Raw genomic sequence first — 14003 nt, 5'->3', positions numbered from 1 at the left:
ACCGCCGACTGAGGAAGCGTTACGCCGCCTCGATCGGCGGACGGCTCAGCCCGCGCTCTGTTCCTCGGCCAGGATGCGGTCCAGCGCCTCGTCGAGATGGGCGTCGAAGTCGGCGAGCGCGCCCTCCTGGCCGAGCGGGACCAGTTTGTCCGTGCGGTCGAGGAACGCCACGAGCGGCGCCGCCGAGGAGCGGAACAGGGCCTGGTCGCTGCCGACCTGAAGCCGGATCAGGATCTCGCCCAGCGTGTCGGCCTCGGCCGGTGCCACGTGCACATCGCCCTCGCCGCAGGGTCCCGCGATCCCGTCGACCAGCAGCTCCCGTCCGAAGGCCCAGGTCACGGGCGCGTCCCCGGGCAGATGGAAGGTCAGCCGCACGGCGTAGGGATCAGGGGCCTCGTAGCGCAACTCCACCGGGATACGGAATGACAGTTCCTCGGAGACGAGAAAGCTCATCATGACCTCTGCTTGAACTGTCTGTACGGATTCGCGCATCGCCTATCCCGCCATGTACCGGTGGACTGGCCGGGAATGTACCCCGACATTTCTTGGCATCTTGCTGAACGTACACAGCAGATCACAAGGAGTGAGTTTTCAGATACTGATAGAGATCGCAAGTGACCCGAGCAGGCGACCGATCTCGTCCTGGAGTTGACGAGTGGCGGGCAGCAGCCGGTCTGCCTGCTGGGCGGGCAGGGAGAGGGCGATCGTCGCCGCCGTGCTGCCGACCGTGATGGGGATCGCGGCGCACACCGTGCCCAGCGCGTACTCCTGGCGCTCGACGACCGGCGCCATCCGCCCCGTCCGTTCCAGGCGGCGCAGCAGGGCGTCTTCGTCACGCACGGTGTACGGAGTGATGGCCCGGACGGGGTATCGGTCGAGGTGGTCTCGGCGGGCGTCCTCACCGAGCTGGGAGAGCAGGCACTGTCCGATCGCGTGCGCGTGGGCGGTCTCGCGGAAGTCGGCCCATTCCTGAACCGCCGGGATGCCCGGGGTGTCGGAGACACAGCTGATCTCGATCTCGCCCCCGCGGTACATGGCGTAGTACACGGGTGCACCGATCGAATCCCGCCAATGTGCGAGCGCCTCGACGATCGTGCTGCGACGTTTCTGCCGTGCCGCGCTGCCGCTGAGCCGCTCGGCGGCCTCGCCGAGGAAGAACAGTCCCTTGTCGCGGCGCAGATATCCCTCGTGGCTCAGGGTGCGCAGCAGATGGTAGGCGGTGGGCAGGGCCAGGCCGGTCTCGCGGGCCAGTTGCTTGGCCGGGGCGCCGTGCTCGTGCTCGGCGACGCTCTCCAGGAGCCGCATCGCGCGCTGCACGGAGCCGATGAGGGTCGAGGGCTGTGGCTGCTGCGGGCGGGTGCCCGCCGGTTCCGCGGGCGACCGGTGCAGTTGCCGTACCGGGGGCGGCAGGGGGCGGGGGCGTACCGGGCGGGCGCCTGGGGGGACGGGCTGCTCGGGAGGTCGTACCCGAAGGGCCGGCACGGGGAGGGACCGGGCCGATGAGGTGTGTGCGTGGGGCACAGCGGATGCGCCGGTAGCGGCGGAGGGGGTGTCTACCGTGGCCAAGGGTGGCTCCCGGAGCGCGAGGGGGCGGCCCGTGCGGGGACACGGGAGGGAGGAGGGGGTGCGCCGGCGGCGAATGGTGCCGCGGCGGGTTCCGGACTTTAACCGTCCACCCTGGCCGGACGGCGGCGCGTCCGGGAAACTTCCCCCGCCCGAGGGACCCGTGACATACGTCACCGGGCCGTCGGTCACCCCTCCGCGCTCACCAGTCGCCGTGCGACGAGGAACTGGAGGTGAACTTCCGTACGACGTAGATCAGTCCGCCGACCAGGGCCACGAAGACCAGCAGCTTGAAGAGCAGGCCGATCACGAAGCCCAGCACGCTCGCTATCAGGCCGCCGAAGACGACCAGAGCGATGACCGGCACCGCGATCCACTTCACCCACCACGGCAGTCCCGCGAAGATCTCTCGCATCGCCCTTGTCCTTCTCTCTCCACCTGTCGGCCGTACCGGGCCCGTTGTGCCCTGCCCGGCCGGCAGGTCGTGTGATGTTCTGCCATCGATGCTAGGACGCCGGGGAGGCGTACGGGGGTCTCGCGCCCCTTGTCCTCCCCTGACCGGTCCCCTAGGGAATCCGGGGGCGGCGGGTCGTTTCTGCGGCGGAGAGGTGGGGGTGTGGCCCCAGGGGCGCGGTTCTGGTCCCCTGGGGAATTCGTTCCCGTGCCGGTCCCGTGCCGTTCCCGTGCCGTTCCCGTCGCCCGAGATCAGCTCTCCGGCGGGGAGAAGATCACCAGTACCCGCAGATCCTCGCTGATGTGGTGGAACTTGTGTGCCACGCCCGCCGGGACGTACACCACGCTGCCGCGCGCGACCTGGGTGGTCTCCATGCCGACGGTGATCGCGGCCCGGCCGCTGACCACGAAGTAGACCTCGTCCTGTTGGTGCGGCTGCTGCGGGTCCTGCTGGCCCGCGTCGAGCGCGTACAGGCCGGCCGACATGTTCCGCTCGCGCAGGAACTGGAGGTATGCGCCGTCGTTGGCGGCACGCTCCGCCTCCAGTTCGTCCAGCCGGAATGCCTTCATCGTATTGTCGCCCTCACGCCCGTGCTCGTAGCCGATCTGGTCTGCCACGATCAGACACATGAAGAATTTCGTAGTCAAGACGATCGCCAACGCGGGCGCCCTGGCGGTCGCCGTGTGGCTGCTCGACAAGATCACGCTCACCGGGGACAGCACGGGCAAGAAGATCGGCACGCTGCTGTTGGTCGCGCTGATCTTCGGTGTGGTGAACTTCATCGTGAAGCCGCTCGTGCAGTTGCTGAGCCTGCCGCTGCTGATCCTCACACTGGGCCTGTTCACCCTGATCGTGAACGCCCTGATGCTGCTGCTGACCTCGTGGCTGGCCGACAAGCTCGACCTGAGTTTCCAAGTGGACGGCTTCTGGACGGCGGTCCTGGGCGGCCTGATCATCTCGATCGTGTCCTGGGCGCTGAACATGCTCCTTCCCGATGGCGACTGACCGGCAGGAACTGACCCAGGTCTGAGCGGCAAGGACTGACAGGGACTGACAGGGACTGACAGGCAAGGACTGAAACGAGGGCTGAACGGCATGACCTATCGCGTCTGCTTCGTCTGCACCGGCAACATCTGCCGCTCACCGATGGCCGAATCCGTCTTCCGCGCGCGCGTGGCGGACGCCGGGCTGGCGGACCGGGTGGTGGTCGACAGCGCCGGTACGGGCGGCTGGCACGAGGGCGATCCCGCCGACCCGCGCACGGTGTCCGTACTGGAGGCGCACGATTACGACGGCGGCCACTCCGCGCGGCAGTTCCGGGTGTCCTGGTTCGCCGGCCTCGATCTCGTCATCGCGCTCGACAGCGGCCATCTGAAGGTGCTGCGCGGTCTCGCGCCCACCGCGCGGGACGCCGCCAAGGTGCGGCTCCTGCGCGCGTACGACCCCGCCGCGGGCGACGATCTCGACGTCCCGGACCCGTATTACGGGGAGATGGAGGGGTTCGAGGCGTGCCTTGAGATGGTGGAGGCCGCGAGCGACGGGCTGCTCGCGGCTGTGAGAGCGCACCTGGAAGGGCAGGCGGCATGAGTGATTCCGCTTCGACACGCCGAGACACGCCGAGGGGACACGGCACCCGCGCGGTGCATGCCGGGCTGCCGGAACCGACGGCGTTCGAGCCGGCCCTGCCGGGTCCCGTCTTCGCGGCGCACTTCCATCTGCCGGGCGAACCCACGGGACCGTACACCTACGGCCGCGACGAGAACCCCACCTGGACGCATCTGGAGCGCGCCCTGAGCGAGCTGGAGGCGCCCGGGGAGGACGACGTACAGGCGCTGGTCTTCCCGTCCGGCATGGCGGCGATCTCGGCGGTCCTCTTCTCGCAGCTGCGCGCGGGGGACGTGGCCGTCCTGCCGGACGACGGCTACCAGGTGCTGCCGCTGGTGCGCGCGCAGTTGGAGGCGTACGGCATCGAGGTGCGGACCGCGCCGACCGGGGGTGACGCCCAGCTCGGTCTCCTCGACGGCGCGAAGCTGCTGTGGATCGAGACGCCGTCCAACCCCGGGCTCGACGTGTGCGACATCCGGCGCCTCACCGACGCGGCGCACGCGCGCGGGGTGCTCGTCGCCGTCGACAACACGCTTGCCACGCCGCTCGGACAGCGCCCCCTGGAGCTGGGCGCGGACTTCTCGGTCGCCAGCGGCACCAAGCAGCTGACCGGGCACGGAGACCTCCTGCTGGGGTATGTCACCGGCCGCGACGCCGGGGCCATGGCGGCCGTACGGCGCTGGCGGAAGATCGTCGGGGCCATCGCGGGCCCCATGGAGGCCTGGCTCGCGCACCGGTCGATCGCGACGCTCCAGCTGCGGGTCGACCGGCAGAGCGCCACCGCCCTGGCGGTCGCCGAGGCACTGCGCGACCGGCGCGAGGACCTCGCCGTGCGCTACCCGGGGCTGCCGACCGACCCTTCCCATGCGGTGGCCTCGCGGCAGATGCGGCGCTTTGGATGCGTGGTGTCGTTCACGCTGCCCTCCCGCGCGCGTGCCGAGCGGTTCCTGGAGTCACTGCGGCTGGTCGAGGACGCCACGAGCTTCGGTGGCGTACGGTCCACGGCCGAGCGCCGGGGACGCTGGGGCGGCGACGCGGTACCGGAGGGCTTCGTCCGGCTGTCGGTCGGCGCGGAGGACCCGGAGGACCTGCTCGCGGACATCCTGGGGGCGCTGGAAGCGTCGGCGGGGTAGGCGGGGTGGCCGGGGGCTGCTCCGGCCTTTGCGGGCGGTGGCGCGGGTTCCCCGGTCGAGGTCGCTCAGAGGGCACGGACGGTCCGAGCCTCCCCCCCCCTCGACGAACGGATCGGCTCCGAGAACCTGCGCCGCAAGGGCGCGCCCACCTGGGTGCAGCGGGCGGCTGCGGGGTGGGGGTGACGGGGGAGGAGGGGAAGACGGAGGGAGCAGGAGGACGAGGCAGGAGGGGAGGTGAACGGCTGCTTTCCTCCGGGTTTACGGTGTGAGCAGAGAGGGTGACGCTTCGCGATGTTTCACGTGGAACCAGCCGGGCCACATTTCTCCCATGACCGTCCGACCCGTGGTCAAGCGCACCGCGCGTGCCGTTCTCCTGGACGGAGATGACCTGATCCTGATCAAGCGCACCAAGCCGGGCGTCGATCCGTACTGGATCACTCCCGGCGGTGGGGTCGAGCAGGACGACACAACCGTCGTCGACGCCCTGCACCGCGAGGTGTACGAGGAACTGGGCGCCAAGATCACCGATGTGGTGCCGTGCTTCGTCGACACCGTCGAGCACATCGGCGCGGACGGCGGCGCGACCGGGGTGAAGGTGCAGCACTTCTTCGTGTGCCACCTCGCCTCCATGGACCCGGCGCTGCGTCATGGGCCCGAAATGGACGAGCCCGCCGGTGAGTACGAGATCGTCCGCGTGCCGTTCACCCGGGTCGGGATCGCGTCCGTCCACCTCGTACCGCTGTCGCTGCGGCACTATCTCGACGGGAACATCGAGGGCGTACGGGCCATGCACGCGCCTGATCTGGGCTGAGCGGAGGCGGACGGGGCGGCGCGGGGCGGCGCCGGGCCTGGCTGGCACTGGTTGATGCTGGTTGATGCTGAGCTGAGCGGCTGGGGCTGTGCGCAGGCCAGCGGGGTGAGGGCGGTTCAGGTGCCCGCCGCCACCAGTTCCTCCACCGAGTCGTGGCGTATGCGGTCCGAGGGGACGCCGATGTCCCTGAGGGTGTTCACACCGCTGCGGATCATGCCCGGCGGGCCGGATAGATAGGCGTCGTACTCCATCCAGGGGCCGTACTCCCGCAGGACGTCCGTCAGTTGGATGTTCGCCTGCTCTTCGATGATCGCTCGGACCGAGAGCCAGGGGTGCGACTGCTGGAGGCGCAGCATCGTGTCGATGTCGTAGAGGTCGTGGTCGGTGCGGGCCCCGTAGAACACCTCCACGGGTCGCCGCTCACCGTGCTCGGCGACGTCCTCGACCAGGGCCTTGATCGGCGCTATGCCGGTGCCGCCGCCCAGGCAGAGCAGTCCGCTGTCCGAGGTGTGGTCCACGGTCATGGAACCGGCCGGAGGGCCCAGCCGGACGACATCGCCGGGGCGGGCGCGATGCACCAGGGCGTTGGAGACCCAGCCCGCCGGGATCGCCTTGACGTGGAAGGTGAGCAGACCGTCGGAGCGGGGTGCGGAGGCGAAGGAGTAGTGCCGCCAGACCCGTGGCCACCAGGGCGTCTCCAGGCTGGCGTACTGGCCCGCGAGGAAGGGGTAGGGCTGGTCGGGGCGGACGGTGAGCACGGCGATGCCGGGGGTCCGCAGTTCGTGCGAGACGACCTCGGCCTGCCACCACGCCGGTGCGCGCAGTTCGTCCACGGCGGCGGCATCGATCATCACCTGCGAGATCGTCGTGTACGCCCGGACCCAGGCGGCCTCGGTCTCGTTGTCCCACACGGCCGCGGCGTGCCGGCTCAGCGCGCCGATGAGGCACTCGCCGACGGCCGGGTAGTGCTCGGCCTTGGTGCCGTACTTGCGATGCCCGCGTCCGAGGTTCTGGAGGTAGTCGACAAGGACCGCGCGGTCGTCCAGGTGCTCGGCCGCCGTCAGCAGCGCCCTGAGCAGCCGGTCCCGCTGGGCATCCATCGCGGCCGGGAACAACTGGCGCAGATCGGGGTGGCGGACGAAGAGCAGGGCGTAGAAGTACGAGGTGACCTTGTCGGCCACCGGGCCTATCTCGGCCATGGTCCGCCGGATGAGCAGGGCGTCGGGGGACCCGGGCTGCGCGCTCAGCCGGGCCAACGTCTCCGGGGGCACGGACGGCACGGACTGTGATGCGGGTGTGGGCGTGGGCTGGGGGTGCGGCTGGGGGACGGACTGCGGAGGCCCGGGGCGTTCCGTGGTCGCCGTGGGCGCGGGCCGTTGAGCGGGGACGCGCTTGGCGAGGCTCGGCACCGGGGGGTGGGTGATCGCCGGGGCCGCCGTGAGGGAGGCGGTGTTCAGGGAAGCGGTACTTGGGGCGACGGTGGCTGCGGCGGCGGTGCCTGGGGCGGGGCTACTTGGGAAGGCACCACTTGGGGAGGCACCACTTGGTGAAGGCGCACCCGGGGTGGCGGTCTCCGGAGAGTCGGCCATCGCCCCGTCCGGTATTCGCTCCGCGTCGGCCGCCGACTCCCCCGGCCCGCCCTCGGCATCGGCAGCCGCGTCGGCGGCTTCGTCATCGGTATGCGCGCCGGCAGCCCTGTCGGCAGGCGCATCGCCCGGCCCGTCCGTCGGGACGTTCGTCGACCCGTCCCTCGGGACGTACGCGTCCGGCGCAGCCTCGGTCGGCGCGGAGTCGGGCTCACCCCCCGACGGCTGTGCATCAGCCGAGGTCGGCGGCTTCCGGACCGTCCGCAGTCCGGCCAGCCGGCGCCCCTCGGCCGCTTTCGGCTCGCCGCCCGGAGCGGGAGCGGGCTCCTTGCGTGGCTTGAACCAGCCACCGGCGCCCCCGGACGTGCCGTTGTCGGCCGACGTGGTGGTCGGAGCGTCCATGCTGTGCCTCGCCTCGAACATCTTGCGGTCGGTCTGTGCACTTCCTCGGTCGGAAGATGCCTGCTTTCCCTCGAAGACGGCGTGCCGTGGTGATCGTGCGGCCAACTCAGCCACATTCAACCCGTATGCACAGCCAGTACGGACAAGAAAGGCCACGGTGTGACATTGGCCCCAGTACGCTCATCCGCCCTGTTTCCGGCCTCGCACCGGATCGGTGCCGCTCGCCCTCACAAGAACCGGAGTTGACCATACCGGCCATCGCCGGACGCACAAGTACCGCCCGGCCTCCGGATGAATTCCTGGGACGGCAGGCAGGGGGCGTGCGGGGGCCAACCATCCGTTCCCTCAACTACCGGGCAGGAGGCACCAATTCGTAGGCATCCCCTAGATCCTTCCCCACGTAGGCATGGGTCGCGAGCCCGGACAGATGAAGGTCGGCGTTGATCGCGACGGACACCGGAACCGCGCCGAAGAGGTCCTTGTCCGACAGGGAGTCCCCATACGCGACACAGTCGGCTCGGGTCACCCCGAACTGTTCACACAGCCGGTCCGCGATCCGCACTTTCGCCGCCGCGCTGAGCACTCCGGCAGGGTCCAGGGGTTCCGTGAACGGCACGGCGGGAAAACGGGATCCGAATGCGGCGTGCGCTCCCCAGCCGGTCAGCCGCTCGACGAAGAAGGACGGCGAGAGCGATATGACGGCGCAATAGTCGCCCGCTCGGCGGATCTCGGCCCAGACCTCGCGAATCCGTGCCATCCAGGGCGCAGCCTCGAAAGCCGCCGTCACCTGTGGGTCGGCCAGTCCGGTCCACAGCCCATAGATCCGCTCCGCGTACTGCGGCGGGCCGATCAATCCCGCCGTGATCTCCTGTTCCAGCGTCATCGTCTCGGCCTCTAAACCGAGTTGGCGCGAGATCTCCAGGGGCGCGGACGTTCCGTACAGCAAGGTGCCGTCGAGGTCGAACAGATGCAGTCTTGGCATGGCGGCGAGGCTAGCGACGGAGAGCCGGGGTTCTCCGCCCAGCCCGACGACCCAGCCCAGGCGATCCGTTCCGATGGCTCAGCCGCCACGACTCGACTTCTGCGGCTCAGTTCCTGCGACTCGATCCCTGCCGCTCAGTTCCTGCGGCTCAGTTCCTGTGCGCAGTTCCAGCGGCTCAGTTCCGACGACGCCCGCCGTTCGCCGACACCCGCGACGCCCGCCGTTCGCCGACGTTTCACGTGAAACACCCCCCGGCCGCGAAAGCGCTGCCCACCGGGCCCCGGCGTGGCCAAATGCCGGTACGTGTCAGCCGAAACGGGTGGACGGCGGGGTCGCCCGTCGGACAGCCTGACCTGCGTGCCCACCTCTTCGCTCGCCGATCTGCCCATCCGCCGTCTGACCCGTCGCGATCTCAGGGACTGCGCCGACTTGTCCGAGGACAGGGGGTGGCCTCGCGAGGAGCACAAGTGGGGCCTGCTCCTCTCCGCCGGGCAGGGTTACGGCATCGACGATCCCGACGGCGGTCTCGTCACCGCCTGTGTCGTCACCGAGTACGGCCCGCACGGCCGCCCCGATCTCGCGGCCATCGGCATGTTGCTCGTCGCCGAGCGGCATGCCAGGCAGGGCGTCGGACGCCGGTTGATGCGCCACGTCGTCACCGAGATGGGCATCACCCCGCTGACCCTGCACGCGACCCCCAACGGGCGCCCGCTCTATGAGGAGCTGGGCTTCAAGGCCACCGGCCGCGCCGAGATGCTGCGCGGGCGATTCACCCCCGGCGGGCCGACGCCCCAGGTCGCCACCCGGGCCGCCACCGCGGAGGACATCTCCGCGCTGCTCCGCCTGGACGGCACGGTGTTCGGCAGCGACCGCACGCACCTCATCACCCGGCTCCCCGCCTTCGCCGACCAGTTGCGGGTGGCCGAGAAGAACGGCCGGATCATCGGCTACGCGGCTGCCTGGCCGAACATGGACACACAGGTCGTCGGCCCACTGATCGCCCAGGACACGGAGACGGCGAAGGCTCTCATCACCTCCGTCGCCGCCCACACCGACCGCCCACTGCGCACCGACCTCGACGTACGCCACACCGAGCTGCTGACCTGGGCGAAGGAGCGCGGGCTGGCGTCCGTCTCCTTCAACACGGTGATGACGTACAGGATCGGCGAGTTGCCCGGCGACTGGAGCCGGCGGTTCGCTCCGCTGACGATCGCGGCGGGGTGAGGTGAGTTCCGGCGCGGGCGCCCGGGAGGAATGCCGGGGCCGGCGGGCGCGCCGGTATGGGTTTCGGGAGTGGCGGGCGCGCTGATTCGGCTCCACTGACTCGGGTCCCGGTCCGGGACCGCTGACGCAGGCCGCAGGTCCGTCGGCGCCCCCTGCGCCGCGACCGGGCGAAGGTCAGCGGTGGGCCGCGCCAACGCCCCGCTCACCGGCCACGGCACCACCGCCCGAGCCCGCAGCGACCGATGCGGCCGATGCGCCCGATGCGTCGCCCGGGCCGGAGACCACCGCACCGGGCGGCCCCGTACGGCGTTCCAGCGCGGCCGACACCACGGCGAGGACCAGCGCCGCTGCGGCGAGCAGCCCGCCGACCCAGTTCGGGGCGGTGTAGCCGAGGCCGGCGGAGATGACCGTCCCGCCGAGCCAGGCGGCGAGGGCGTTGCCCAGGTTGAACGCGCCGATGTTCACGGCCGAGGCGAGTGTCGGGGCGCCGTGGGCCTGGTCGAGGACGCGCTTCTGGAGCGGCGGGACGGTGGCGAAGCCCAGCGCGCCGATCAGGAAGACGGAGACCGCCGAGAGCACCTTGTCGTGCGCGGTGAGCGTGAAGAGCGCGAGGACGACGGCGAGGCCGCCCAGCGAGACATACAGCATGGGCATCAGGGCGCGGTCGGCGAAGCGTCCGCCGATGAGGTTGCCGCCGACCATGCCGAGGCCGAAGAGGACCAGCAGCCAGGTCACGGAGCCTTCGGCGAAGCCCGCGACATGCGTCATCATCGGCGCGATGTAGGTGATGGCGGCGAAGACGCCGCCGAAGCCGAGGACCGTCATCGCCATGGCGAGCAGCACCTGGACGTTCTTGAACGCGGCCAGTTCGTGCCGCAGACGCACGCCTTCCGGCCTGGGTGTGTCGGGTACGAGCCTGGCGATACCGGCCAGCCCGACCACGCCGAGCACGGCGACGATGCCGAAGGTGACGCGCCAGCCCACGGACTGGCCGATGAAGGTACCCAGCGGCACCCCGACGACGTTGGCGACCGTGAGGCCGGTGAACATCATCGCGATGGCGCCGGCCTTCCTGGTCGGGGCGACCAGTTCGGCCGCGACGACCGAGCCGATGCCGAAGAAGGCGCCATGGGCGAGTGAGGCGACCACACGGCCGGCCAGCATGACACCGAAGGCGGGGGCCACGGCGGACAGCAGATTGCCCACGATGAACAGTCCCATCAGCAGCGTCAGCATCCGCTTGCGGGAGATCTTGGTGCCGAGGACGGTCATCAGCGGGGCGCCCGCCACCACACCGAGTGCGTAGCCGGTCACCAGGAAGCCGGCCGTGGGGATGGACACCCCGAAGTCGCTAGCGACCTCGGGCAGCAAGCCCATGATCACGAACTCGGTGGTGCCGATTCCGAAGGCCCCGATCGCGAGGGCCAGGAGCGCGAGAGGCATGGGGTGAGAGACCTTCCCAGACGATTGCAGATGCTCTTTGCCTGCGTCCACATTAATTGCACACGCCGCATATCTGCAAGGGCGGGATATTGCAGCCCTGCTCTATCCTGGCCGTCAGAGGCTTCGGGACGGAGGAATCACCCATGACAGCGACGGACCCCGCGCTCACCGCCCTCGCCCAGGGCTGGTGCGCCCTCTCCCTGCTGCACGGAAGGATCGAGGCCCACATCGAGCGCGCTCTCCAGGCCGGTCACGACCTGAGCGTGCGCGAGTACTCCCTCCTGGACGTGCTCAGCAGGCAGCACGACGGCGACGATGGCCACCTCCAGATGAAGCAGGTCGCCGACGCGGTCGTGCTGAGCCAGAGCGCCACCACCCGGCTGGTCACCCGGCTGGAGGACCGGGGCCTGCTGGAGCGCTATCTCTGCCCGACCGACCGCCGGGGCATCTACACCAACGTCACCGAGGCGGGCCTGAAGCTGCTGGCGGAAGCGCGGCCGACGAACGACTCGGCGCTGCGCGAGGCCCTGGACCAGGCGGCCCGGAATCCGGAGCTGGCACCGCTGGTGCGGGTGGTCGAGACACTGAAGGTGCCCGCACGGGCCGCATAAGGTGCGGGCATGGGAGATCTTGGAATACGCCCCGCCACGAGCGAGGACGTCCCCGCGATCGTCGGAATGCTCGCGGACGACCCACTGGGCGCCCAGCGTGAGTCGCCGGACGACATGACCCCGTATCTGGCGGCGTTCGAGCGCATCGACGCCGACCCGAACCAGCAGTTGGTCATCGCCGTCCGTGACGGGCGGGTGATCGGGACCCTTCAGCTCACGATCGTCCCCGGACTCTCACGGCAGGGTTCCACGCGCTCGATCATCGAGTCCGTACGCATCCACGCCGACGAACGCGGCGGCGGGCTCGGCACGCGGTTCATCGAGTGGGCGGTGGACGAGTCGCGGCGACAAGGCTGCCGACTGGTGCAACTGACGTCGGACGCGAGCCGTGAGGACGCGCACCGCTTCTATGAACGGCTGGGCTTCACGGCGTCCCATGTGGGATTCAAGCTCCAGCTCTGAGCGGGACGGGTGCCGGATCGGCGGGCGGAGGGCGGTGCGTGGCGCGCGGTCGGTGTCCTGTTGGCCGACAGGGTGGGGTGTTTCACGTGAAACACCCCAACGACCCCCGCACCCCGGGCCTCGCACCCGGGCCGCCACTCAGCAGCAACCTCGGAAGCCCACCCCCAACCCTCCACCACCTACTGAGAGCCCAGCCACCGAGAGCCCATTTCCTGAGAGCCCCCAGTTGACGGGAGGCTCCCCCAGAGCCTTCAGAGCCCACTCTGGCCGATCCCCCGCCACCCTTCCGGGTCCACCCCACCGGGCACGGGAGCCGTCTCGTCGTACGGCTGCCGGGTGAACACGAACGACCCGAGGTCCAGGTGGCTCACGGAGCCGTCGGGCCGTCGTACGGCCTTCAGCGACTCTCCGGCGTAGTAGCCCTCCAGCCCGGTCCAGGTGCCGTCGCCGTTGGGGCGGAAGCGTGAGCGCCGGCCGTTGCCGGTGAGGGGCCCGAGGGAGATCGACCCGTCGGCGGCCAGCCGCAGGGCGAAGCCGTTCGTCCCCCAGTACCACGGGCCGGCCAGCTCCAGCAGCGCCGGATCGGCCTCCCGCAGGGGACGCCACGGCTCGGGGATCCGGGGCTCGGCCTCGGCGACGATACGGACCAGATCGGCGCCGATCAGGGAGGGCATCGGGCCGGAGGTGCAGTTGGTCAGCACGACGGCGGCGACATCGTCCTCGACGCTGATGCTGAGGTTCGCCAGAAAACCCGGCAGCGAGCCCGAGTGGCCGACGAGCAGCCGTCCGTCGTGGCGCTGGAGCTGGAGGCCGAGGCCGTAGCTGGACCCGTCGACGATGTCGGCGGCCTCGCCGGGCGTGGCGGGGACGCGCATCTCCCGTACGGTCTCGGCGCTCAGCACGCGCTCGTCGCCCCGCGTCAGGAAGACGGCGAAGCGGGCCAGGTCGGCGGTGGTGGACCACAGTTGCCCGGCGGATGCCATGACGCCGAGATCCTCAGCGGGTTCGGGGAGCAGGACGTCGGCCCAGGGATGCACCGCCCAGCCGCCCGCGTGCGGCGCCTGCGGCAGCCCACTCGTGCGGTCCAGCCCGAGCGGCTCCAGCACCTCTCGCGTCAGCACGTCTTCCCAGGGCGCACCGCGCAGCTTCTCGACGAGGGCCCCGAGGACGCTGTAACCGGGGTTGGAGTAGTGGAACCGGCGTCCGACGGGGTGCAGGAAGGGCTGCTCACCCAGTACGTCGCTCAGCTCCGGGCGCAGGGACCCGGGAGTGCGCTCCCACCAGGGCGCCGGCGACTCCGCCGCCAGTCCGCCGGTGTGGGCGAGGAGCTGGGCGACGGTGACGTCCCCGAGCCCGGTGCCCGGGAGATGCTTCTCCACCGGATCCGCGAGATCGACCAGCCCTTCCTCCCGCAGCCGCAGCACCAGCACGGCCGTGAAGGTCTTGGAAATGGATCCGATTCTGAACTGCACGTTCTCGTCCGGCACCGCCCCGTCCACGGAACTCCGTGCCCCGGTCCACACCGTCCGCCCGCCCCGCACCACGGCCGCCACCAGCGAGGGCGCCCGCCCTTCGGCCTGTCCGACGGCGATTCGGTGCAGCAACGCACGGCGCGTCTGGGGAAGCAGTTCTTCGTGAGGTGTCGTCATACCCCCAGTCCACCTGCTGAGACGCCAAACGTCGAGCATATTTTGCCTTGTGAGAGAGACGGAACGCCTTCCGTTCGA

Annotated in this window: 15 protein-coding genes; 7 read left to right on the top strand and 8 right to left on the bottom strand. The window is 70.3% G+C overall.

From position 1 onward, the window contains the following. Positions 1-45 precede the first annotated feature (45 nt). The 4 genes from ACFRFC_RS12845 to ACFRFC_RS12830 form a co-directional block, all read right to left on the bottom strand. The gene (locus ACFRFC_RS12845; protein WP_382682525.1) at positions 46-492 is read right to left on the bottom strand and encodes an SsgA family sporulation/cell division regulator; all 447 of its coding nucleotides are present in this window, start codon (positions 490-492) and stop codon (positions 46-48) included. Positions 493-591: 99 nt separating this feature from the next. Then, positions 592-1389 carry an IclR family transcriptional regulator gene (locus tag ACFRFC_RS12840; RefSeq protein ID WP_382682873.1) on the bottom strand — a complete coding sequence of 266 codons (798 nt, stop codon included), beginning with the start codon at positions 1387-1389 and terminating at the stop codon, positions 592-594. A gap of 376 nt (positions 1390-1765) precedes the next feature. Beyond that, positions 1766-1978 carry a DUF5326 family protein gene (locus ACFRFC_RS12835; RefSeq protein WP_382682528.1) on the bottom strand — a complete coding sequence of 71 codons (213 nt, stop codon included), beginning with the start codon at positions 1976-1978 and terminating at the stop codon, positions 1766-1768. Between the two features lie 290 nt (positions 1979-2268). Next, positions 2269-2586 carry a cupin domain-containing protein gene (locus ACFRFC_RS12830; protein ID WP_382682876.1) on the bottom strand — a complete coding sequence of 106 codons (318 nt, stop codon included), beginning with the start codon at positions 2584-2586 and terminating at the stop codon, positions 2269-2271. A 58-nt stretch (positions 2587-2644) separates the two neighbouring features. On the opposite strand from ACFRFC_RS12830, the gene ACFRFC_RS12825 reads away from it, so the two are divergent. From ACFRFC_RS12825 to ACFRFC_RS12810, 4 genes are all read left to right on the top strand, one after another. After that, the gene (locus ACFRFC_RS12825) at positions 2645-3022 is read left to right on the top strand and encodes a phage holin family protein (protein WP_382682531.1); all 378 of its coding nucleotides are present in this window, start codon (positions 2645-2647) and stop codon (positions 3020-3022) included. A 90-nt stretch (positions 3023-3112) separates the two neighbouring features. Next, complete coding sequence (locus tag ACFRFC_RS12820) at positions 3113-3604, top strand: low molecular weight protein-tyrosine-phosphatase (protein WP_382682534.1); 492 nt, start codon at positions 3113-3115, stop codon at positions 3602-3604. Then, positions 3601-4755 (top strand): cystathionine gamma-lyase, encoded by a 1155-nt coding sequence (locus tag ACFRFC_RS12815; protein WP_382682536.1) that lies wholly within the window; start codon positions 3601-3603, stop codon positions 4753-4755. Before ACFRFC_RS12820 ends, ACFRFC_RS12815 begins: the two co-directional genes overlap by 4 nt. Before the next feature lie 328 nt (positions 4756-5083). After that, positions 5084-5566 carry an NUDIX domain-containing protein gene (locus ACFRFC_RS12810; RefSeq protein ID WP_382682539.1) on the top strand — a complete coding sequence of 161 codons (483 nt, stop codon included), beginning with the start codon at positions 5084-5086 and terminating at the stop codon, positions 5564-5566. 116 nt (positions 5567-5682) lie between these two features. On the opposite strand, the gene ACFRFC_RS12805 is transcribed toward ACFRFC_RS12810, so the two are convergent. Together ACFRFC_RS12805 and ACFRFC_RS12800 are read right to left on the bottom strand one after the other, a co-directional pair. Continuing rightward, positions 5683-7575 (bottom strand): globin domain-containing protein, encoded by a 1893-nt coding sequence (locus ACFRFC_RS12805; RefSeq protein WP_382682542.1) that lies wholly within the window; start codon positions 7573-7575, stop codon positions 5683-5685. A gap of 328 nt (positions 7576-7903) precedes the next feature. Next, a complete protein-coding gene (locus ACFRFC_RS12800) occupies positions 7904-8536 on the bottom strand; it encodes an HAD family hydrolase (protein WP_382682544.1) in 633 nt (210 codons plus the stop codon). 357 nt (positions 8537-8893) lie between these two features. On the opposite strand from ACFRFC_RS12800, the gene ACFRFC_RS12795 reads away from it, so the two are divergent. After that, on the top strand, positions 8894-9760 hold the full coding sequence (locus ACFRFC_RS12795) for a GNAT family N-acetyltransferase (RefSeq protein ID WP_382682547.1): 867 nt from the start codon (positions 8894-8896) through the stop codon (positions 9758-9760). Positions 9761-9934: 174 nt separating this feature from the next. On the opposite strand, the gene ACFRFC_RS12790 is transcribed toward ACFRFC_RS12795, so the two are convergent. Next, positions 9935-11203: an MFS transporter gene (locus ACFRFC_RS12790; RefSeq protein WP_382682549.1), complete on the bottom strand. Its 1269-nt coding sequence runs from the start codon at positions 11201-11203 to the stop codon at positions 9935-9937. Positions 11204-11346: 143 nt separating this feature from the next. Here ACFRFC_RS12790 and ACFRFC_RS12785 point away from each other — a divergent pair, with 143 nt between their 5' ends. Further along, complete coding sequence (locus ACFRFC_RS12785; protein ID WP_382682552.1) at positions 11347-11814, top strand: MarR family winged helix-turn-helix transcriptional regulator; 468 nt, start codon at positions 11347-11349, stop codon at positions 11812-11814. Between the two features lie 9 nt (positions 11815-11823). Continuing rightward, entirely contained in the window at positions 11824-12276 is a 453-nt protein-coding gene (locus tag ACFRFC_RS12780) for a GNAT family N-acetyltransferase (protein ID WP_382682555.1), read from the top strand. Between the two features lie 251 nt (positions 12277-12527). Here ACFRFC_RS12780 and ACFRFC_RS12775 read toward each other — a convergent pair whose 3' ends face one another. Then, positions 12528-13925 (bottom strand): serine hydrolase domain-containing protein, encoded by a 1398-nt coding sequence (locus ACFRFC_RS12775; protein ID WP_382682556.1) that lies wholly within the window; start codon positions 13923-13925, stop codon positions 12528-12530. Between the last annotated feature and the right edge of the window lie 78 nt (positions 13926-14003).

The sequence above is a fragment of the Streptomyces sp. NPDC056734 genome (assembly GCF_042790455.1).
In the GTDB taxonomy this organism is placed as follows: Bacteria; Actinomycetota; Actinomycetes; order Streptomycetales; family Streptomycetaceae; genus Streptomyces.
Note: the sequence above shows the minus strand (reverse complement) of the source record. Positions and strands in the feature narration are given on the sequence as shown.